This window comes from Streptomyces sp. NPDC086777 (assembly GCF_040702065.1).
Lineage (GTDB): Bacteria > Actinomycetota > Actinomycetes > Streptomycetales > Streptomycetaceae > Streptomyces.
In genome coordinates, this window is record NZ_JBFBJI010000075.1 from 1 (window position 1) to 20616 (window position 20616).

Here is a 20616-nt window from a genome sequence, read left to right on the forward strand (position 1 = left end):
ACGCGTTGCTGGGCGGGGCCGCTGGGGGCGGTCAGGCCGTTGGAGGCGCCGTCCTGGTTGATCGCGGAGCCGCGGACCACGGCGAGGACGGGATGGCCCAGCCGCTCCGCGTCCGACAGCCGTTCCAGGACCAGGACGCCGACGCCTTCGGCCCAGCCGGTGCCGTCGGCCGCCTCGGCGTACGCCTTGCAGCGCCCGTCGGCGGCGAGCGCCCGCTGCCGGGAGAACTCCACGAACGACGTCGGCTGCGACATCAGGGCCACACCGCCCGCGAGGGCCAGCGTGCACTCGCCGTTGCGCAGCGACTGCGCCGCCAGGTGCAGCGCGACCAGCGAGGAGGAGCACGCCGTGTCGACGGTGAGCGCCGGTCCTTCGAGGCCGAGGGTGTACGACACCCGGCCGGAGGCCACGCTGCTGGCCGTGCCGATGCCGTGGTAGCCCTCCAGCTCCTGCGGGATACGCGACACCTGGCTGCCGTAGTCGTGGTACATCACACCGGAGAACACCCCGACCGGCTCGCCGCGCAGCTTCGCCGGGTCGAGACCGGACCGCTCCAGGGCCTCCCAGGAGGTTTCCAGGAGCAGCCGCTGCTGCGGGTCCATGGCGGTCGCCTCGCGCGGTGAGACGCCGAAGAACTCCGCGTCGAAGTCGGCGAGGTCGTAGAGGAACCCGCCTTCGCGGACGTAGCAGGAGCCGGCCCGGGAGCCCTCCGGGTCGTACAGCTCCTCCAGGTTCCAGCCGCGGTCCTCGGGGAAGCCGGACACCGCGTCACGGCCCTCGTCGACCAGCCGCCACAGCTCGTCCGGGGTGGTCACCCCGCCCGGCAGCCGGCACGCCATGCCGACGATCGCGATCGGCTCGCCGGAGCCCGCGCTCTCCGGCCGGATCTCCTCGGCCGGCGCCTCGACGCCGGTGATCAGGGAATCCAGCAGCTCGGCCACGGCCTGCGGCGTCGGATGGTCGAAGGCGAGCGTGGCGGGCAGCCGCAGCCCGGTGGACTCGGTGAGGCGGTTGCGCAGGGTGACGGCCTCCAGGGAGGTGAAGCCCAGGTCCTTGAACGGACGCCCGGGGCCGACCTTGGACAGGCCGCCGACGTCCCGCACCCGGGCCGTCTCCGTGCGTACGAGGTCCAGCAGCACCCGCAGCCGCTCCGGTCCGGCCAGCCCCCCGACCCGCTCCCGCAGTGCCTCGGCGACCATGCTGTCGGCCGGTGCCGGGGCGGCGGAGACGTCGATGAGCCCGCTGAGCAGCGGCGGCAGGGCCGACGGACGCGAGGAGCCGGGGACGCGCCCGGCGCTCGCCGTGAGCGCCGAGGTGTCCAGGGCCAGCGGCAGGCAGTGCACCGGGCCGGCCAGCTGTGCGGCGTCGAACATGGCCAGGCCCTCGGCGCGGCCCAGTTCACGCACCCCGGTGACCGGTTCGCCGGCCCGGCCCGCCGATGTCGCCGGCTCCCAGGGGCCCCAGGCCAGGGACAGCGCCGGCAGCCCGCGGTCGGCACGGTGCTGCGCGAGGGCGTCCGCGAACGCCTCGTACGCCGCACGGTCGCCCTCGGCGGGGGCGCCCAGCAGGGCGGCAGCGGAGGAGCACACCACGAAGGCCGCCAGGTCCTCGTGCTCGCGGGCGAGTTCGTGCAGGTGGAGCAGGGCGCCGACGGCCGACTCGAGGGCCCGGTCCGGGCGGTGGGCGAGTGCCGTGGCCCATCCGTTCGTGTGCACGATCGCCGTCAGCGGCCGTTCCGCCCGCTCCAGCGCGGCGGCCAGGGCGCGCCGGTCGGCCGGGTCGCAGGCCGTTGTCGTCGCCGTCGCGCCGAGCGCGGTCAGCTCCTCGGCCAGGGCGACCAGTGCCGCGTCCCGGGCGTCGTACGAGCCGATCAGCAGCAGGTGCCGGGCTCGGTGGCCGGCCACCAGGTGCCGGGCCAGCGCGGCTCCCTCGGCGCTGTCGGCGCCGGTGACGACGACGGTGCGGCCGGGGTCGACGGCGCGGTGGGCGGGACCGTCGGTGGCGACGGAGACCCGGGCCAGGCGCGGCAGCAGCAGGACGCCGGTACGCAGCGCGAGCTGCGGTTCACCGGTGGCGAGCGCGGCGGGCAGGGCCGCCAGGGAGGCCGGGGTCTCGTCCAGGTCGGCCAGCGTGAGGCGGCCGGGATGCCGGGCCTGCAGGGAGCGCACCAGGCCCCAGACGGGGGCGTGCGCGATGTTGTGCACGGTCTCACGGGGGCTCGCGGTGACCGCGCCGCGCGTGGCCACCGCGAGGCGGCTGCCGGTCAGCCGCGGGTCGGCGAGCAGGCCGGCCAGTTCCCCGGCCAGGTCGGTCACGGTGCGCCGCACCCCGGCGGCGAAGCCCGCGGCGGCGGCCGCCTGCGGCACGTCCAGGGCGAGCACCACGACGGGGGCCACCGGCTCGCCCGCCGCGGCGGCCCGGGCCAGCCGCTCCTCGAGCCGGGCCACGAGCGTCGGCGCGTCGGCGCCGGTCAGCGTCCACGGCTCGGCGGCCGGGCCGTCCGGCAGGGCCGCCGGCACCCAGTCGAGCCGCAGCAGCGACTCGAAGTGGGTGCTGTTCGCGGCCCGCAGCCGCATCGGGCGGTGCAGCAGCTGGTGCCGGACGATTTTCCCGGACTGGGTCCGCGGGATGGCCTGCGTCTCGTACAGCTCCTCGGGCACCTTGTAGTAGGCGAGCCGTTCCCGGCAGGCGGCGTACAGCGCCTCGGGGTCCAGGCCCTCCGGTTCCGGCACCAGGAACGCGACCGGCACCTCGCCCAGCACCTCGTGCGGTTTGGCGACCACGGCCGCGTCGGCCACCCCGGGCACCTCACGGAGCACGTCCTCGATCTCGCGGGGGTGGATGTTCTCGCCGCCGCGGATGATGAGTTCCTTCAGCCGGCCGGTGATGGTGAAGTAGCCGGCCTCGTCGCGGACCGCCAGGTCGCCGGTGCGGTACCAGCCGTCCCGCAGCGCGTCCTCGGTGGCCTCGGGGTCGTTGTGGTAGCCGGCCATCACGTTCGGGCCGCTGACCCAGACCTCGCCCTCCTCGCCGGCCGGCATGTCCGAGCCGGTGCCGGGGTCCACCAGCCGGACGTTGACGCCGGGCACCGGCAGGCCGCACGATCCGTCCACCCGGACCCCCGACGGCCAGCTCATGGTGATCGAGCCGCAGGTCTCGGTGGAGCCGTAGGCGTCCAGCAGCGGGGCGCCGTAGGCCTGTTCGAAAGCGGTGTGCAGGGATGCCGTGGTCACCGAGCCGCCGACCAGGCAGACCCGCAGCCGGGGCGCGGTGAAGTCGTCGCGGGCGGCGGCCCGTACCAGGTGGTGGTACATCGTCGGCACGCCGGCCAGGAACGTCGCCCCGTCCTCGCGGACCGCGGCCAGCACGTCGTCGGCGTCGAAGCCGTCGACGAGCCGGACCGACGCGCCCACGGCGGTGGCGGCGACCACGCACACGATGTGGGACAGACTGTGGAAGAGCGGCAGCGGCCACACCATGCGGTCGTCCGGGCCGAGCCCGGGGATCGGCACGTAGCTGGCGGCGACCGACCACAGCGCGTTGCGCTGGGTCGACCGGACGCCCTTCGGCCGACCCGTGGTCCCGGACGTGTACAGGATCCACGCCACCTCGTCCAGGTCCAGGTCGTCCCGGGCGGGCAGCGGCGGCTCGGTGGTGGCGAGCTTCTCGAAGGAGACGGTGCCGACCGGGTGTTCGGCTCCGGTCACCACGATCCGCACCGGGTCGCCGACCACCGGCAGGGTGCCGAGCACGCGGCGCACCTGGTCCAGGTGGGCGCGGTCGGTGATGACGAGCCGGGCACCGCTGTGCCCGAGCAGATGGGCCAGTTCCGCGTCGGTGGAGCGCGGGTTGAGCGGCACGCCGATCGCGGCGGCCCGCACGATCGCGAGGTAACTCTCCACGGTCTCGACGCAGTTGCCGAGCAGGATCGCCGCCCGGTCGCCGGGCTGCAGCCGCAGCGCCGCCAGGTGGCCCGCTATCCGTCCGGTCCGCCGGGCCAGTTCGGCGTGGCTGACCGCGCGCCGCGAGTCGCGGTAGGCGACCTTGTCCCCGAAGCGCTTCGCATGTGCCGCGAGCAGTTCGGGCAGCGGTTGGATCAGCTCGGTTCGCAGCATGTCCATACACCTCTCGGAAAACACGGCGGCAACGAAATGCGGTGGGCCTCGGCGATCGCGGGAATCCGGACGCACGGGTGACGAGTGGCCGGTACGACCGTCAATTCTGCGGCCCGGGCGCATTGCGGTAACCCCAGCCCGCCCCCTAACACCGCCCTATTTCCAGGTCGGTCGGATATCACGTCCACGGTCCGTGGGAGTGGTGGTCGCGTGCCTTTAGCATGGGGCGCAGCCCGTTCCGTACGAACCATTCCGTCGTACCCAGAAGAGCGCTTCCGGCCGCTGTCCGCACCGCTGCCGGGCACGTGCTCCGACGCCTTCCGGGCGTCCCGCGAAGAACTGAGGCACTCCCCATGACCCTGCACTGGAACCATGTGCGCATACCTGCCCCCGACCGCGTCGGACCAGGGGGAATATCCCGCCCGGAACCACCTGGGGCACTGTCCGGGCTGCTCCGTGGGCTGCGTGCCGCGGACCCGGCCGCCCGTTGGTTCTTCCACTGGTCCGACGGCCCCCACCCGGCCGCCGTCGACCTCTGGGCGGGTGCCCGGAGCGACGTCTCCCGGGAATTCGCCCGGCGTTGCCTGGAACTCGTTCGGATCCCCGGGACACCCCCCGAAAACCCCCCTGCCGCCGGTGAATTCCATCCCGTTTCCGTGAATGGCCCCGAGGCCTCGGGCATCGAATTCGACGACGAGATCGCGATGGCGTCGAGTGAACTCGCCCTGGCCGTCGCCCGGGAACCCGCCTTCGACCACCACACGCAACTCGTGCTCGCCGTGTGGCAGTTGCGGCACGTCATCGCGCTCCTCGGGGAACCCGCCCGCCGCGGCTTCCTGTTCCGGATCTGGCAGCACCGCACGGCCGCCCTGACCCCGGCCCAGCGCACCGCACTGTGCGCCGGCTCCGCCGAGGCCGCCCGGTCGGTCGCCGCCGGACTGCCGCCCATGGGCCCGGACACCGAACGCGGCTGGGAGGGCTACCTGCGCAGCCTGCGCCGGACCGCGCAGGGCTGGCAGGCCGGTGACGCCCCCGTCAACTACCTGCTCTTCGAGCACACGCACCTGACGCTGCGCCGGCTGCGGGTGCCGTCGGCCGTGGAGGCGCTGGCGGCCCGCACCCTGCGCGCGTCGCTCACCCCGTCCGGCGCCGACCGGGCGCCGCTCGCCGTACCCAGGACCGTGCTGCAGACGGCCTAGCGGGAGAGCGCCCCGAAGGAGAGCACCCCGAAGGAGAGGACGATGACAGGAGAAGACGATGACTGAACCCGCGCACCACCGGGTGGACGTGGCGCTCGGCGACCGCTCCTACCCGGTGCACATCGGGCCCGGGGCGCGGGCCTTGCTGCCGCGGCTGGTCGCGGCGACGGGCGCCGCGCGCGCCGTCGTGGTCTCGGCGCGCCCCGCGGACGCGCTGCCGCCGCTCGGCGTCCCGGTCCGGTGGCTGGCCGCCCGCGACGGGGAGGAGAACAAGACCCTCGCGACGGTGGCCGAACTGTGCGAGCACTTCGCCCGGTTCGGGCTCACCCGCTCCGACGTGGTGGTCTCCTGCGGCGGCGGCACCACGACCGACACCGTCGGTCTCGCCGCCGCCCTCTACCACCGCGGCACCCCCGTCATCCACCTGCCCACCTCACTGCTCGCGCAGGTCGACGCGAGCATCGGCGGCAAGACCGGGGTGAACCTGCCCGAGGGGAAGAACCTCGTCGGCGCCTACTGGCAGCCGCGCGCCGTGCTGTGCGACACGGACTTCCTCGACACCCTGCCACCCCGCGAACGCGTCAACGGCTACGGCGAGCTGGCCCGCTGCCACTTCATCGGCGCGCCGGGTCTGGCCGCCCTGCCGCTGGCGGACCAGATCGCGCGCAGCGTCGCCCTGAAGGCGTCCGTGGTCGCCCGCGACGAACGCGACCAGGGCCTGCGGCACGTCCTCAACTACGGCCACACCCTGGGGCACGCGCTGGAACGGGCGACGGAGTACGGGCTGCGGCACGGCGAGGCGGTCGCCGTCGGCACCGTCTTCGCCGGCCGGCTGGCCGGCGCCCTCGGCCGGATCCCACCGGCCCGGGTCGCCGAACACCGGGACGTGGTGGCGTCGTACGGCCTGCCCACCGAACTGCCCGCCACCGTCGCCGACGACGACCTGGTGGCGTACATGCGCCGGGACAAGAAGGCCGAGGGGCACGCCCTGACGTTCGTCCTGGACGGCCCCGCCGGTCCGGAACTCGTCCCGGACGTCCCCGAGGAAACCGTGCGTGCGGTCCTCGCCGCGATGCCCCGCGCCACCGCACCCGCCGTCGGCCTCGCACCCGCCGTCGGCCTCGCACCGGTTCCGGCCCGCTGACCCGGCGCGCACACCGAGAGGGCCCGGACGTGGCAGCGTCCGGGCCCTCTCGGTGTGCGCCGTTCCTCAGGGGGCCGCCACCGGGGTGGCGACGAGGTCCAGGAGTTCGGCGGGGGAGTGGAGCACCACGTCCGGCGACTCGCGCAGCAGCGGCTCCGGGTCGACCCCGGCCCACAGCGCGGCCGCCGCCCGCACCCCCGCCCCGCGGGCGCTGTGCAGGTCGGTGACGGCGTCCCCGACCATCACCGTCCGCCCGGCCGGCGCCCCGAGCACCGAGACCGCCAGCCGCACCATGTCGGGGGCGGGCTTGGGCCGTACGACCTCGTCCGAGCCGATCACCACCTCGAAGGCGTCCAGCAGCCCGAGCCGGGTGAGCAGCGCACGGGCCCGCTCGCCCGTCTTTCCGGTGGCCACGGCCGCCGGTACCCCGCGCCGGCGCAGCGAGTCCAGCAGCTCCGGGATCCCCGCGAACACCTGGACCTGCGAGGCGAGCCGGCGGCTCTCCCGGACGAACGGCCGCTCCATCTCCGGCGGCAGCCCCATGATCCGCATGATGTCGGGGAAGTACCGGCCCAGATGGCGGTTGTACTCGGCGAACGGCGCCTCGCCCTCGCCGACCACCTCGGCGTAGGCGACGCTGAACGCCTGCCGCATCACCTCGAAGCTGTCGACGAGCACCCCGTCGAGGTCGAACACGACGGCCCGGACCCCGTCCCCGGGCCCCGGCGCGGCCTCGTGGGCCTGGCGCGCCGGCTGCCCGTCACCACTGCCTTGCCTGTCAAGCATTCCGCAGCCTCTCCGAGTTCAGTAGCGTCGACCGGGGCACCACCCGGGCGGCTCTTGTGGAGCGCGCCCCGATCCGTGCCCGGCGGGCCGAGCGGTAGATGCGCTCGATCACCGCGATGGTGCGGCGGACCTCCTCGACGGTCCGCCCCCGGGCTGCCGCGTCCGCCAGCAGTCCAGGCAGTTCGTCCAGCTGCCGCACGTACTCGGCGCCGATCTCCTCCTCCGGCAGCGGGACCTCGGTCCGCGTCCCGTCGCGCACCACCTCCAGCCGCGAGCCCTTGCGGCGGTTGGGGCTGAACCCGAACGTGCAGTCCAGCGTCGCGCTGCCGGCGCTGCCGTCGACCCGGATCCGGGTGGCGTCGTACGGCTCGTGCGACGCCCAGCTGGCCCGGATCGCCACCGACACCCCGCTCTCGGTCACCAGGAAGCCGCGCGCGGTGTCCTCCACGTCGCCCTCGGTCTCGGGGGCGCGCGGTGCGTCCTCGCGCCAGGCGGCCTCCGAGGACTGGTCGTTGACGAAGTCGTCGGACACCGTGCCGACCGCCTGGTCGAACCCGACCGGACCGAGGATCGGCCCGACGGTGTCCAGCAGGTGCCAGCCCAGGTCGACCAGGGCCCCGCCACCGGCGAACTGCCGCTGGGTGAACCAGCCGCCCGCGCTCGGCACCCCGCGCGCCCGTACCCAGGACAGCTCGATGTGCCGCAGCTGCCCCAGATCCTGGGCGATCACCTCGCGCAGGGCCAGCACGTCCGCCCGGTAGCGGGCCGCGCTGCCCGCGAGCAGCGTCGCGCCCCCCTCGCGTTCGGCGGCGGCGAGCTGCTCGGCCTCCGCCGAGTTGAGGCAGACGGGCTTCTCCAGGAACACCGGGATGCCCATGCGCAGGATGCGGCAGGCCACGGCCGAGTGCAGATGGTTCGGCACGGCCACGATCGCCAGGTCGACCTCGTCGGCGGGGAGCTCCGCCACGTCGGACAGCAGCCGGGTCTCGGTGCGGTCCTGCGGGACGTCGGCGCGGGCCGACCGGTTGGGGTCGACCAGGTGGGACACGCTGAAGGCGGGGTGCCGGCGCAGCCGCGGAAGCCAGATGGACTTCGCCGCCCACCCCAGGCCCACCACGCTCGTGCGGATCGGGGCCTGCCCCGGTCCCCGTGCGCTCACCCGGGCGTTCATGCGCGCGCGACCTCCTCCGCGACGACCTCGGCGACGGCGTGCATCTGCTCCTCGCTGCCCAGCAGGGTGCGATGGTGGAGCCAGACGCAGTCGGCGTTGATGGCCTCGGTCACCGGGCAGCGCTCGGCGAGCTCCGCGACGGTCGTGGCGGGCGGCGCGTACTCCCAGAAGCCCTCCGAGCGGTAGATCGCGCGGAACGCGACGAACGCGGGGACGCCACGCGCCACGAGCCGGTCCACCAGTGCGTTGCGGGCCTCCTCGGTGATGCCGGGGATGCGGAACATCTGCATGTAGTGCGGGTGGGCGGTGACCCGCTCGTCGCGGCTCTGCGGAACCACCCCGTCGATCCCGCCGAGCAGTCCGGCGAGCAGCGGGGAGCGCAGCTCACGGGTGGCGATCTGCTCGTCCAGGCGGCCGAGCTGGGCCCGCAGCACCGCCGCGGAGAACTCGTTCATCCGGAAGTTGGAGCCCGAGGTCTGGTGGTGGTACGTGCGGTCGGTGCGCGGCCGGCCGCAGCTGTGCCGCAGGAAGGCCTCCTGGTAGGACGCCTCGTCGGGGAAGGTGACCAGACCGCCCTCGCCGGCCGTCATCAGCTTGCCGTTCTGGAAGCTGAACGCGGCGAGGGAGCCGAGCTCACCGGCCTTGCGGCCGAGCCATTCGGCGCCGTGCGCGTGCGCGGCGTCCTGGATCAGCGGCACCCCGGTGTCGGCGGACAGTTTCCCGAGGGCGTCCATGTCGGCGAAGTGGCCCGCCATGTGCACCGGCATGATCGCGGCGGTCCGCGAGGTGACCGCGGCGGCCACCGCCCCCGCATCGAGGCAGTACGTCTCCGGGTCGACGTCCACCGGTATGGCGACCGCGCCCAGACGCTGCGCGGCCTGCGAGGAGGAGATGAAGGTGAAGGCGGGGACGACGACCTCGCTGCCCTCGCGCACGCCGAGCACCTGCAGAGCCAGTTCGAGGGCATGGGTGCCGTTCGTCACCGCCAGCGCATACGGCGCCCCGTGACGTTCGGCGAACTCCCGCTCGAAGCTGTCGACTTCGCTGCCGCCCATGCGCCACCACTGGCCCTGCTCGAGGGCCCGCAGCAGACCGGTGCGCTCCTCGTCGCCGTACCGCGGCCACACCGGGAGGTCCGCGAGCAGTTTCGCCTGATCGTTCATGACGGTCCATTCCTCTTCTGGGGAACGCGGAGATCTCCGCGGGAGGGCCAATTCACCCCGGAAAGCCGATAATCGGCGGCGGGGAATATCACGCTACCGCGCGGACGGCAGCCTCTCCCATCCCCTACCGGGTCCCCGAAAACCCCCCTGAATAGCGGGGGTCGACCCCCCTGTTCCAAAATCCGCCACCCCAGGTCCCGGTCCCGGACCGGGTCGGGCGATAAAGAATGGAGGACGTCTGGGCCGAATCCGAAGAATACGTTTCCGCACCGCAGTTGTGAGGTGAGTCATGAGCGCGATACTCCTGCTGAACGGTCCCAACCTCGGCATCCTCGGGCAACGTGAGCCCGAGGTGTACGGCACCGACACCCTGGCGGACATCGAACGGGCCGTGGCCGAGGAGGTCGCCGTGATGGGCTGGGAGGTGGTCTCCGTGCAGAGCGACTCCGAGGGCGACCTGGTGCGCGCCGTGCACGCCCACTACGGCACGGTCGGCGCCCTGGTCAACCCGGGGGCGCTCATGGTCGCGGGCTGGAGTCTGCGCGACGCCCTGGCGAACTACCCGCGCCCCTGGGTGGAGGTCCACCTGTCGAACGTCTGGGCCCGCGAGCAGTGGCGCCACGAGTCGGTCATCGCACCGCTCGCCTCGGGCGTCGTGGTCGGCCTCGGCTCGCTCGGCTACCGGCTCGGCGCCCGCGCCCTGCTCACCATCGCCGGCGGCACCCGGCAGGGTGCACCGTCGCTCGCGGCCACCGCGTAGCCCGCGCCCCGCAGTCCCGCCCCGCCCACAGGAGTCCCCATGAACGCCACCGTCGCCTGTTCCCAGCAGTGGATACGCCGTTACCACCCCAAGCCGGAGCGCCGTATGACCCTGGTCGCGCTCCCCCACGCCGGCGGTTCGGCCAGCTACTTCCATCCGTTGTCGGCGGCGCTCGGCGACGACGTCGAGGTCCTCGCGGTGCAGTACCCGGGCCGTCAGGACCGGCGGCACGAGGCCCTGATCGGCGACGTGCACGAGCTGGCGGACCAGATCGCCCGCGCCCTCATGCCGTGGGCCGGGCCCGTCGCCCTGTTCGGGCACAGCATGGGCGCGACCGTCGCCTACGAGGTCGCCCGGCGCCTGGCGGACGGCGGCTCGCCCGCCGCGGCGCTCGTCGTCTCCGCCCGGCGTGCCCCCTCCGTGGTCCGGGCGGACGGCTTCCACGAACTCGACGACGAGGCGCTGCTGAAGGAGGTCCTGCTGCTCGGCGGCAGCGACGCCGCGTTCGCCCTCGACGAGGAACTGCTGCGGCTGACCATGCCGGTGCTGCGCAACGACTTCAGGGCGGTCGCCGGCTACCGGTGCGCGCACAGCGAGCCGCTGGCGGCCCCCGTCACGGCACTGGTCGGATCGGCCGACCCCAGGGTGAGCGTCGCGGAGGTCGACGCATGGCGCCGCCACACCAGCGCCGCGTTCTCCCTGCACGTCTTCGACGGCGGCCATTTCTATCTCGCGGAGCACGCCGCCGCCGTGACGGAACTGCTGCGGGCCACGCTGGAGCCGCACTTTTCCGCCGGAATCTGAATCCGCGGCCGTGCCGGGATTCGCGGGCGACCGCGGGAAAAGCCCCGGACCGTCCGGAGAACAGGGCACAGGAAAGGGCGCGGTCACCGGTGGAGGTGACGAGCCGAGAGGACGGGAGAACCAACGGTGAGTCGTCTGGGAATCGACATAGGCGGCACGAAGGTGGCGCTGCGGCTGGAGCGCAACGGCGCCGCGGTGGGCGCGCCCGCGCAGCAGACCGTCTTCACCTGGCCGGGGGAGGGGGACGTGGCCGCCGACCTGGCGGCGCTCGCGGAGGCCCTGGCCACGCTGCGCCGCCCGGCCGGTGACCCGGTGACCTCGGTGGGGGCGGCGCTGCCGGCGGCCCTGGACACCGAGGGGCGGGTCGCCGGCTGGCCCAACCGGCCGCACTGGCGGGGCCTGGACGTGCGGCGCCGGCTGGCGGGGCTGCTGCCCGGGGCACGGGTGCGCGTCGCCGACGACGGCGACCTGGCCGCGCTCGCCGAGGCACGTGCCGCGGGCTCCCGCGACCTGGTGCACTTCGGCGTGGGCACGGGGATCGGCGGCGGGATGGTGCTGGACGGGGTGCTGCGACCGGGAACCGCGCGCGGCTCCTGCGAGGTGGGCCACATTGTCGTCGACCACAGTGGTGACGCCCGGTGCGACTGCGGCCGGCTCGGCTGCGTCCAGGCCCTCGCCTCGGGACGGGCGACGCTGCGGCGGGCCGGGCGGGCCCTGGGACGGCCGGTCGGGTTCGCGGAGCTGCGGCAGGCCTGGGCCGACCGGGAGGGATGGGCGGTGGAGACGGTCACGGCCGGGGCGTCGGCGCTCGCCGCGGCCGTCGTGTCCGTGACCGAACTGGTCCACCCGGAGATCGTCACCGTCGGCGGCGGCTTCGCGGCCGCCCTGCCCGGCTACGTCACGGAGGTCGCCGCCCGCACCGAGGCCCTCCACCGCCCCACGGCCCCGGCCCCCGCCCTGCGCCCCGCCGCCCTCGGCGCCCTGTCCTCACTGGACGGCGCCCTGCTGCTCGCCCGGGACATCGGCACCGACGGCCCGTCCCCGGACCGGGCCTGACGGCACGTCGACGGCCCGGCCCGCCGCACCCGGGTGAGCCCGGCGGGCGTCCGCTCTAGGGGTGCCGCCGGCGGTGGACCGGGGCCCAGCCACGGCCCGCGGTGGTCAGCAGGGCGCCGTGACGGTGCTCGCAGCGGCCCACGCCCGCCGCGCGGCGGACCGGGGGCTTCCAGTACGGCCTGGTCTCGGGGGTGAGCGCGGGGTCCTGGTTGAGTATGGCGATCTCCAGTGCCCGCAGCTCGTGGCCCGGGTCGAGACCGAAGTTGTCCAGCAGCGCGGCCCGGGTGCGCTGGTAGGCCGCGAGCGCGTCGTGCTGCCGGCCGCACCGGTAGAGGGCCACCATCAGCAGCCCGCACAGCCGCTCCCCGGTGGGCTCCGCCGCCGCCAGCTCCTCCAGCTCGCCGAGGATCTCGTAGTGCGCGCCACGCCGGAGGACTTCCTGGGCGTAGTCCTCGAAGACACTCATGCGCAGCCCCGCGACCGCCTTGAGCTCCGGCCAGGCGATCCCCGACTCGACGAGGTCGGCGAGCGCCGGCCCGCGCCACATGGACAGCGCCGAGCGCAGCCGGGTGAGGCCCGACTCCTGCTCGCCCGCGGCCAGTTCGGACCGGCCGCGGTCCACCTGGCGGCGGAAGTGCCAGAGGTCCAGATGCCCCTCGGCGACGATCAGGCGGTATCCGGGCGCGGCGGTGGTGAGCCGTACGGAGCCGTCGGGCCGCGCGTGTCTCTCGATGGTCCTGCGCAGTCCGGACACCGCGTTCTGCACCATTTTCCGCGAGGTCGCGGGTGTGTCGTATCCCCACAGCGCGTGAATCAATTTGCTGGTCGGCACGACGTCGTTGGCGTGCAGCAGCAGGAATCCGGCGATGGCCCGCTGATTGAATCCGCCGAGTCCCACCGGAGTTTCGTCGGATACCGCTTCCAAAGGCCCGAGCAGATTGAATCGCACGATGAACCACACCCCCGGTTGACGCGGCGGCTGAGACTGCTTCCGCGGTGTACCCCTACAGTAAAAAACCACCTGACCTGTTTGTCAAGGCCAAAGGCCTGCCGGTCGAGGAGTGTCCGGAGTTGAATAATTGCAGGTCAGACGCCATATTGATGGACTCCTGACGGGTTCTTACCTGGACGGCTTCCGTCAATTTCTGCCGCGGAACGTTCCGTTCCGCCCGCTGGGGGTCCCTCGGGGTCCGATGGGCGGCCAGTTGCCGACCGGTGTGCGCGGAGAAACCGGGGCCCCCTGAGGGGTTGCTAGCTTCGGCCCGTCGTACTTCTGGAAAAACGTTCGTACGGAGGGAACCAGTGAATCTGGTCGAACGCGTTGATCAGGAAGCGGAACTGAAACGAATACTCGGCGAATGCGCGACCGGAAAGGGTGCCGTCGTCCTGCTCGAGGGCCCCGGCGGCAGCGGAAAGACGGAGCTGCTGCACCGGACCGCCGAACACGCCCGGCAGGGTGGCGGCACGGTGCTGCACGCGGGCTGCTCACGGGCCGAGAGCGCCCTGCCGTTCGGGGTCCTCGGGCAGCTCTTCTCCTCCGTGCCGGCCGCCGACGGCCCGGTCGCCCGGCTGCAGGACCTCTACCAGCGCCTGCACGCCGAGGACGTAGGCCAGGACCCCGTCCCCGCCGCCGGCACCGCCGTCATCGGCCCCGGACTCGCCCTACTGCTGGACGAGATGACCGCAGCACTGCTCGAACTCGCCGACGAGGCACCGGTGTTCCTCGGCGTCGACACCATCAGGCACGCCGACGCGAGCTCGCTCGCCTGCCTTCTCTATCTGGCGCGCCGTACCGCCTCCGCCCGGGTGGCGGTCGTCCTCACCGACGACGGGGCCGCTCACCGGCGGCTCTTCCGCACCGAACTGCTGGACCAGCCGCACACGCACCGCGTCACCCTGCGGCCGCTGACCGAGGCCCAGGTGGCCGGGCGGCTCGCCGCCCACCTGGAGCGGGGCGAGGCCGAACGGCTCGCCGGCGAGTTCCACGCGGTCAGCGCGGGCAACCTGCTGCTGCTGCGCGCCCTGCTCGACGACCACCTGGCCTGCGGCGGCGTCCGCAGGGACGGCTACGGCCGCGCGGTCCTGCGTCAGCTCGGCCGCCTGGAGGAGCCGGTGGCGGCCGTCGCCCGCGCGCTCGCGGTGCTCGGCAGCGCCGAGGCACCCGCCCGGCTCGCCCGGCTCGCCGACGTCGACGAGGGCACGGCCGAGTCCGCGCTGCGCACCCTCGAATCCGTCGGCCTGGTCACCGGCCACGCCCTGCGCCACGACGTCGCCCGGCAGGCCGTCCTCGACGACATGGCCCCCGAGGAGCGCACCGGACTGCGGCTCGCGGCCGCCGCGCTGCTGTACGAACAGGGCTGCCCGCCACGGGAGATCGCGCCGCTGCTCGTCGAGGCCGATCGTCCCGGCGGCGAGTGGAGCGTGCATGTCCTGCTGGAGGCGGCCGAACAGGAACTGCTGGCCGGCCGCACCCAGCGCGCCGTCGCCGCCCTGGAGGCCGCGTTGCGCGCCCCCGTCGGCGCCGGTGCCGAGCGCGCCGCCGTCGAGTCCCGGCTGGTGCAGGTACGGCGGCTGTTCGACCCGGCGACCGCCGAACGTCACCTGACGGCCCTGTCCGCCGCCGCCCGGACCGGCGCGCTGTCCCCGGCCCGCACCCTGGACCTGGTACGCCAACTGCTGTGGCAGGGCCGGACGGCAGAGGCGGGGGAGCTGCTGGACCGGCTGCGCGCGGCGCGCCCCGAACCGCACAGCGAGGCCGCCGCACTGCTGGAGGACACCGAGAAGTGGCTGGCCTGGACACACCCCACGCTCGCCCACCGCACCCACCGGCCGGCCGCCGGCCCCGAGCAGCGGCCGCGTCCCGGCGCCGGCCGCCCGGCGGGCCGGGGCCGCCCCGCCGCCCTCCTCGCCGACGCGCTGGTCAACGGCCGCGCCCACGAACTGGTCGGCCAGGCCCACCAGGTGCTCAAGGACCGCGGCCCCACCTACGACCTCAGCTGGCCCGAGGAACCCGCGCTGCTCGCGCTCGGCGTGCTGCTGTGCACCGACTCCCCGGACGCGGCGGCCTGGTGCGACCGGCTGCTGCGCGAGGGCCACACCCCGTACTCGCCGACCTGGATGGCCATGCTGTCCGCGATGCGGGCCGAGGCGGCGCTGCGGCTCGGCGACCTCCCCGGCGCCGTCGACCACGCCCAGCAGGCCCTCAACCACATCCATCCGGGCGCCTGGGGCGTCGCCCTGGGTGCTCCGCTGGGCAGCCTGGTGCTCGCCACCACCCGCATGGGCCACTACGACGAGGCGGGCGCCTACCTGACCCGGGCCGTCCCCAAGCCCCTGTTCGACACCCGCTACGGCCTGCACTACCTGCACGCACGCGGCCAGTACCACCTGCTCACCGGCCATCCGCACGCGGCGCTCGCGGACTTCCTCGCCTGCGGGGACCGGATGCGCGCCTGGGGGATCGACGTGCCCGGCATCGTGCCGTGGCGCACCAGCGCCGCCGAGGCCTGGCTGGACCTCGGCAACCACGAGCAGGCCACCCGCCTGGCCTACGATCAGCTCGGCCGGCCCGGCACCAACGGCGCCCGGGCCCGGGCCGCGGCGCTGCGGGTGCTGGCCGTCGGCGGGCCGGTGGCGCGCCGGCCCCAGATGCTCTCGGAGGCGCTGGACCTCTACGAGCGGTGCGGCGACCGGTACGAGCAGATCCGGATCCTGACCGACACCGCCGCCGCGTACCACGAACTCGGCGACAACCGCAGGGCCCGGACGCACGTGCGGCGCGCCCGTCACCTGGTCGGGCTGTGCGGAGCCGCCCCGCTCTCCGAGGCGCTGCTCTCCTTCCCCGACGACAACGCCGAGGACCAGCTCTTCCCGGCCGGGGCGGGCGCCACCGACGGCGCCGTGCTCACCGGGTCCGAGCGGCGGGTGGCCGCGCTCGCCGTCGGCGGCTACACCAACCGGGAGATCGCGGCCAAGCTGTTCATCACCGCGAGCACGGTCGAGCAGCACCTCACCCGCGTCTACCGGAAGCTCGGCGTGCGCTGCCGCAAGGACCTGCCCGTCGAACTGGCCACCGGTGCCGCCGAGGCGGTGCTCGGCCAGGAGGCATGACGACAGGGCGGGGCGGACCGGTCCGGTCCGCCCCGCCCCGCGTCGCACGTGCCGTCAGGCGACCCGCAGCCGCGCCAGGTGCTCCCGGTACCAGGGCAGGCTGGTGGCCAGCCCGGCCGCGAACCCCGGTCCCGGTTCGAGGCCCAGGTGCTGCCACACCCCGGCGCTCTCGTAGTAGTGGTCGTCGGTCAGCAGCGTGTACTGGTGCCGCGTCAGCCGGGGCAGCAGACGCGAGGAGAGCTCCCAGTGCGCCGGCCGCGGCAGGTCGCTGTCGGGCAGCGGCAGGCCGAGCCCCTGGCACAGCCGGGTCACGGTACTGCGCACCGTGACGGGCCGTGGATGGTTGACGTGGTGGACGGTGCCCCGGTCGGCCTCCGTCCACGTCCGGTGCGTGAACGCCCCGACCACCCGCGCCAGTTCGTGGACGCCGATGAGCGAGGTGCGGCCCCGGCCGCCCTCCGGCCACACCGGCACCTTGCGCATCAGCCGGGTCAGCAGCGGGACGTACCACCGGTCGCCCGGCCCGTAGACCAGGTTGGGCCGCAGTACGACACCGCCCTGGGCGAGCACCACGTCCTCGGCCCGCAGCCGCGAGGCACTGGCGACCGACGCCGGGGCCGGTGTCAGCCGTCCCTCCCGCACGCCCCGGTGCGGCCCGTGGCCGTACACCGAGGCGGTCGAGACGTACAGCAGCCGGGCCGGCCGGACGGCCCGCGCCAGGGCGCGGGTGCCGGCGGCGTTGACCGCTTCGGCGAGGGCCGGGTCCCGGCCCACGTAGCTGGCCAGGTGGAGCACCGTGCCCACCCCTTCGCCGCAGTCCCGCAGGCTCTCCGGAACGGTGAGATCGCCGGGCATCCTCCGCGCACCCGCCGACGTCATCCACTCCGGCAGCGGCCGGCGCGACAGCACGCGCAGGTCGGTCACCGGTTGTCCGGCCGAAGCGGGCCGGAGCAGTTCCCGCACCACGGCACTGCCGATGAAGCCGGTGCCGCCCACCACGAGGACCGCCTGCCCGTTACGGGTGTCAGTCCGCAAGGATCCGCACCTCGCAGCCGGAGGCCGTGCTGCCGCCCTGGTTGAAGGTGACCGAGACGGTCCGCGTACCGTCGCCGCGGTCCGGCTGCGGCGTCGCCGTCACCAGGCAGGCGCTGTCGAACTCCACGTACTTCTGGTACGTGGAGTCGCATCCGACGACGAGCCCGTCGGGCCGGTCGAGCACGGCGAGCGCCGCCTGCCGGGCCGCCTCCATGAGGACCATGCCGGGCGCGTGGTCGACCGGGTGGTCGAAGAGCACCGGGTGGTCGCGCTCGCAGCGCAGGGTCCACACCCGCGCCATGTTCGTCCTGCCGAGCACCACGTCGAACGGCGAGGTGCGGCCCACCAGCCGGGGTGCCACGACCTCGGACGTGGGTATCCCGGGCACGCTGTCCGCGTACGCGCCGCGCAGCCGCCGGTAGGCGCTCTCCGGGACGCACTGCGCGGATATGCCGCCGGAGCCGACGAGGACCCCGTCCCGGACGCAGCCGACTTCCAGGTCGACCGCGCCGATGGACCGGCCGCGCCGTCTGACGTTGCGGCAGCGGACGTCGAGCAGGATGTCCGCGGGGCGCTCGCCGAGCCGGGCACCGTCCGGCTCCATGCGGAAGGAGTGGCTGCTGGAGAGGAAGCGGTGGCCGAAGGGCACCTCGTAGGCGAGGTGGCAGACGGTGAGCAGGGCCTGCCGGATCGATTCCCCGAGCAGCATGGGATCGTGCCAGCGGTCGGCTATCCGTCCGTAGAACGAGTGGCTGCGCGGCCACTGGACGCCGACCTGGAAGTGTGCGTCGTCGATCTCCCGTACTCCGGTCACGAGCACTTCCGACACCGCCGCGCGGTGCACGACCGCGCGGGGGACTGATTGAAGGAAGAGCTCCGGAGCATCGAACGACGCGGATTCTCTCTGGTCAAGGAGAGGGGAAGGGCGCATCAATACCTCCTGAGAACGTGTCTGACCTGCACAGATGTCGAGATGGACGTACTGGGGGCGGGAGAAGCGTCGCGAAAAACAGTACCAGTTAGTTGGTTTTTTGTGTGAGGGGCAGGCAAACTTAGGACCAGGAGCGGGTCGCGATCTGCCTGAGGGGAGGACGACGCGGCGACAGCTCGGGTCACGTAGTGAAGGGGTTGGATCCATGGCCAGGCAGGAACGCGCGGAGGTAACCCGCGCCGCCATCCTGGAAGGCGCGGCGCGCGCCTTCGATGCGGAGGGATACCACGGCACGACCCTCGGCGACATCGTCAAGGAATCCGGGGTGACGAAGGGCGCTCTCTACTTCCACTTCACGTCGAAGGAGGAGCTCGCCCAGGTCCTCATCGACGAGCAGTTCTCCGTCCTGGACTCCGCCGCGGACGTCGGCGGCCTGGGCGTGCAGTCCGTCATCGACATACTCCACCGCATGGCACGGCAGCTGGTGGAGAACGTCCAGGTGCGCGCGGGCATCCGGCTGGTGACCGACCAGAGCTCCAAGACCGGCATCGTCAGCGAGCCGTACACGAAGTGGATCGAGGTCTTCCGCAAGTGCCTGGTCGAGGCCCAGCAGCGCGGCGACGTCAAGGCCGACGTCGACTGCGAGCGGGTGGCCGCGCTGATCGTCGGCTCCTGGACCGGACTGCAGCTCAGCTCCCAGGTGCTGTGCGGCCGGGCGGACCTGCCCGAGCGGACGACCCTCATGTGGCAGTTGCTGCTGCCCAGCATCGTGCCGCCGCGCCGGCTGGCCCGCTTCCGTCCCGAGGGCAGCGACCATGTCCTCGAACAGCCCGTGGTGGCCGCCGAGTAGGGCCGCCGCCGTCGTCCTCACCCGGCCGGACAGGGCGCCGGTGCCTCCGTACGGAAGGCACCGGCCGCGCCGACGGGGGCGAACGCGCCCAGCAGGACGTTCCACAGGTCGGTGATCTGCCGTGCCGCCTCCGTGGCCGACACCCGGTGCACGGCGAGCGACTCGACCGACAGCAGTGTGATCGTGGCCAGCACCCGGGCGGCCGCGGCGGGCAGGTCGCCGCGGAGTTCGCGCTGCTCGGCCGCGTGTGCGAACTCCTCCTCGACGCCGCCCTGCCACAGGGCGTGGTGGTCGAACCGCGTCGCCGGGTCGGTCCGTTCGCGGTGGAAGCGCAGGGCGGCGCGCAGTGTGGCCTCCGTGCACAGCAGCCGGCTCAGCCCGTGCGTGAGGTCGATGAGGCGCTGCAGCGCGGGATCGTCCGAGGCGTGCACGGATTCCAGCAGATCCTCCAACAGCCAGTACGAGTGCTCGACGACGGCGTCCGCGACCTCCTTCTTCGAGGCGAAGTGGAAGTAGAGCGCACCCTTGGAGATCCCCGCGGCGCGGCTGATGTCGTCGAGGGTGGTACCCGCGTAGCCGTTCCTCTCGAACCGGTCCGCCGCCGCCGAGACGATGCGTCGTAGGGTCTGCCGGGCGCGCTCCTGCTTGGCCATCCGAAGTCTCCCTCTATGCCTGATCCTTGCTCCGCGTCATCCCCCTCGCGCATTATAAAACCGGTCGATTGGTATAAGTTAACCGGTCGACTGGCTTGTTAACGAGATGTGATCAGCGCCGGTCGGGCCGATCCCAGCCGGGTGTGCACCCAGTCGGTGATCGCACGGGTCGGCGTCCCCGGTGTGAAGACGGCCGCGACCCCCAGGCCGAGCAGCGCGGAGACGTCCGCGTCGGGGATGATCCCGCCGCCGAACACCACGACGTCCGCCGCGTCCTCCTCCCGCAGCAGCCGCAGCACCTCGGCGAACAGCGTCATGTGGGCCCCCGACAGCACCGACAGCCCGATGCCGTCGGCGTCCTCCTGCAGCGCGGTGTCCACGATCTGCCGGGGTGTCTGGTGCAGCCCGGTGTAGACGACCTCGACCCCGGTGTCACGCAGCGCGCGGGCGACGACCTTGGCACCCCGGTCGTGACCGTCCAGACCCGGCTTGGCCACGACGAGACGGATACGGCTCATGTCCTTCCCTTCCTCACAGCGTGTCGGACGGCACGTACACGCCCCACACCTCGCGCAGGGCGTCGCAGACCTCGCCGACGGTGGCGCGGGCGCGCAGCGCCTCCTTCATCGGGTACAGCACGTTGTCGTCCCCGCGGGCCGCCTTCTTCAGCTGTTCCAGGGCGCTGTCGACCTGCGACTGCTCCCGCCAGGCCCGCACCTTGCACAGCCGCTCGGCCTGCTGCCGCTCGATGGCCGGGTCGACGCGCAGTGGCTCGTAGGGTTCCTCCTCGTCGAGCCGGAAGCGGTTGACGCCGACGACGACCCGTTCACCGGCGTCGG

17 protein-coding genes are annotated in these 20616 nt (G+C 73.6%); 7 read left to right on the plus strand and 10 right to left on the minus strand.

The window, feature by feature from the left end; all coding sequences use genetic code 11:
- The coding region (locus tag AB0472_RS45185) for a beta-ketoacyl synthase N-terminal-like domain-containing protein (RefSeq protein WP_366365450.1) at window positions 1-4115 on the minus strand (4115 nt) is incomplete at its 3' end.
- Between the two features lie 656 nt (window positions 4116-4771).
- On the opposite strand from AB0472_RS45185, the gene AB0472_RS45190 reads away from it, so the two are divergent.
- Together AB0472_RS45190 and AB0472_RS45195 are read left to right on the plus strand one after the other, a co-directional pair.
- On the plus strand, window positions 4772-5314 hold the full coding sequence (locus tag AB0472_RS45190) for a hypothetical protein (protein ID WP_366365452.1): 543 nt from the start codon (window positions 4772-4774) through the stop codon (window positions 5312-5314).
- A gap of 58 nt (window positions 5315-5372) precedes the next feature.
- Window positions 5373-6458 (plus strand): 3-dehydroquinate synthase family protein, encoded by a 1086-nt coding sequence (locus tag AB0472_RS45195; protein ID WP_366365453.1) that lies wholly within the window; start codon window positions 5373-5375, stop codon window positions 6456-6458.
- Window positions 6459-6524: 66 nt separating this feature from the next.
- Here AB0472_RS45195 and AB0472_RS45200 read toward each other — a convergent pair whose 3' ends face one another.
- The 3 genes from AB0472_RS45200 to AB0472_RS45210 are packed head-to-tail and all read right to left on the minus strand — an operon-like array spanning window position 6525 to window position 9578.
- The gene (locus AB0472_RS45200) at window positions 6525-7244 is read right to left on the minus strand and encodes an HAD-IA family hydrolase (protein ID WP_366365455.1); all 720 of its coding nucleotides are present in this window, start codon (window positions 7242-7244) and stop codon (window positions 6525-6527) included.
- Complete coding sequence (locus AB0472_RS45205; protein WP_366365457.1) at window positions 7237-8415, minus strand: Gfo/Idh/MocA family oxidoreductase; 1179 nt, start codon at window positions 8413-8415, stop codon at window positions 7237-7239. Before AB0472_RS45205 ends, AB0472_RS45200 begins: the two co-directional genes overlap by 8 nt.
- Window positions 8412-9578 carry a DegT/DnrJ/EryC1/StrS family aminotransferase gene (locus AB0472_RS45210; protein WP_366365458.1) on the minus strand — a complete coding sequence of 389 codons (1167 nt, stop codon included), beginning with the start codon at window positions 9576-9578 and terminating at the stop codon, window positions 8412-8414. Before AB0472_RS45210 ends, AB0472_RS45205 begins: the two co-directional genes overlap by 4 nt.
- A 289-nt stretch (window positions 9579-9867) precedes the next feature.
- On the opposite strand from AB0472_RS45210, the gene AB0472_RS45215 reads away from it, so the two are divergent.
- The 3 genes from AB0472_RS45215 (at window position 9868) to AB0472_RS45225 (ending at window position 12198) form a co-directional block, all read left to right on the plus strand.
- Window positions 9868-10338 carry a type II 3-dehydroquinate dehydratase gene (locus AB0472_RS45215; RefSeq protein WP_366365460.1) on the plus strand — a complete coding sequence of 157 codons (471 nt, stop codon included), beginning with the start codon at window positions 9868-9870 and terminating at the stop codon, window positions 10336-10338.
- Window positions 10339-10377: 39 nt separating this feature from the next.
- Window positions 10378-11142 (plus strand): alpha/beta fold hydrolase, encoded by a 765-nt coding sequence (locus AB0472_RS45220; protein WP_366365461.1) that lies wholly within the window; start codon window positions 10378-10380, stop codon window positions 11140-11142.
- 126 nt (window positions 11143-11268) lie between these two features.
- Entirely contained in the window at window positions 11269-12198 is a 930-nt protein-coding gene (locus tag AB0472_RS45225; RefSeq protein ID WP_366365462.1) for an ROK family protein, read from the plus strand.
- A 55-nt stretch (window positions 12199-12253) separates the two neighbouring features.
- On the opposite strand, the gene AB0472_RS45230 is transcribed toward AB0472_RS45225, so the two are convergent.
- Entirely contained in the window at window positions 12254-13096 is an 843-nt protein-coding gene (locus tag AB0472_RS45230; protein ID WP_366365463.1) for an AfsR/SARP family transcriptional regulator, read from the minus strand.
- A 404-nt stretch (window positions 13097-13500) separates the two neighbouring features.
- Between AB0472_RS45230 and AB0472_RS45235 the strand changes: the two genes are divergently transcribed.
- Window positions 13501-16308, plus strand: a complete 2808-nt coding sequence (locus AB0472_RS45235; RefSeq protein WP_366365464.1) for an AAA family ATPase — start codon at window positions 13501-13503, stop codon at window positions 16306-16308.
- A gap of 54 nt (window positions 16309-16362) precedes the next feature.
- Here the strand turns inward: AB0472_RS45235 and AB0472_RS45240 are convergent, their stop codons facing one another.
- Entirely contained in the window at window positions 16363-17343 is a 981-nt protein-coding gene (locus AB0472_RS45240) for an NAD-dependent epimerase/dehydratase family protein (RefSeq protein WP_366365466.1), read from the minus strand.
- Window positions 17333-18274 (minus strand): ScbA/BarX family gamma-butyrolactone biosynthesis protein, encoded by a 942-nt coding sequence (locus AB0472_RS45245; protein ID WP_366365468.1) that lies wholly within the window; start codon window positions 18272-18274, stop codon window positions 17333-17335. Before AB0472_RS45245 ends, AB0472_RS45240 begins: the two co-directional genes overlap by 11 nt.
- Before the next feature lie 205 nt (window positions 18275-18479).
- Between AB0472_RS45245 and AB0472_RS45250 the strand changes: the two genes are divergently transcribed.
- On the plus strand, window positions 18480-19124 hold the full coding sequence (locus AB0472_RS45250; RefSeq protein WP_366365470.1) for a ScbR family autoregulator-binding transcription factor: 645 nt from the start codon (window positions 18480-18482) through the stop codon (window positions 19122-19124).
- 17 nt (window positions 19125-19141) lie between these two features.
- Here AB0472_RS45250 and AB0472_RS45255 read toward each other — a convergent pair whose 3' ends face one another.
- From AB0472_RS45255 to AB0472_RS45265, 3 genes are all read right to left on the minus strand, one after another.
- Window positions 19142-19777 (minus strand): TetR/AcrR family transcriptional regulator, encoded by a 636-nt coding sequence (locus AB0472_RS45255; protein WP_366365472.1) that lies wholly within the window; start codon window positions 19775-19777, stop codon window positions 19142-19144.
- A gap of 98 nt (window positions 19778-19875) precedes the next feature.
- Window positions 19876-20295: a cobalamin B12-binding domain-containing protein gene (locus AB0472_RS45260; RefSeq protein WP_366365474.1), complete on the minus strand. Its 420-nt coding sequence runs from the start codon at window positions 20293-20295 to the stop codon at window positions 19876-19878.
- A 13-nt stretch (window positions 20296-20308) separates the two neighbouring features.
- A partial coding sequence (locus tag AB0472_RS45265; RefSeq protein ID WP_366365475.1) for a methylmalonyl-CoA mutase family protein occupies window positions 20309-20616 on the minus strand: 308 nt, incomplete at its 5' end.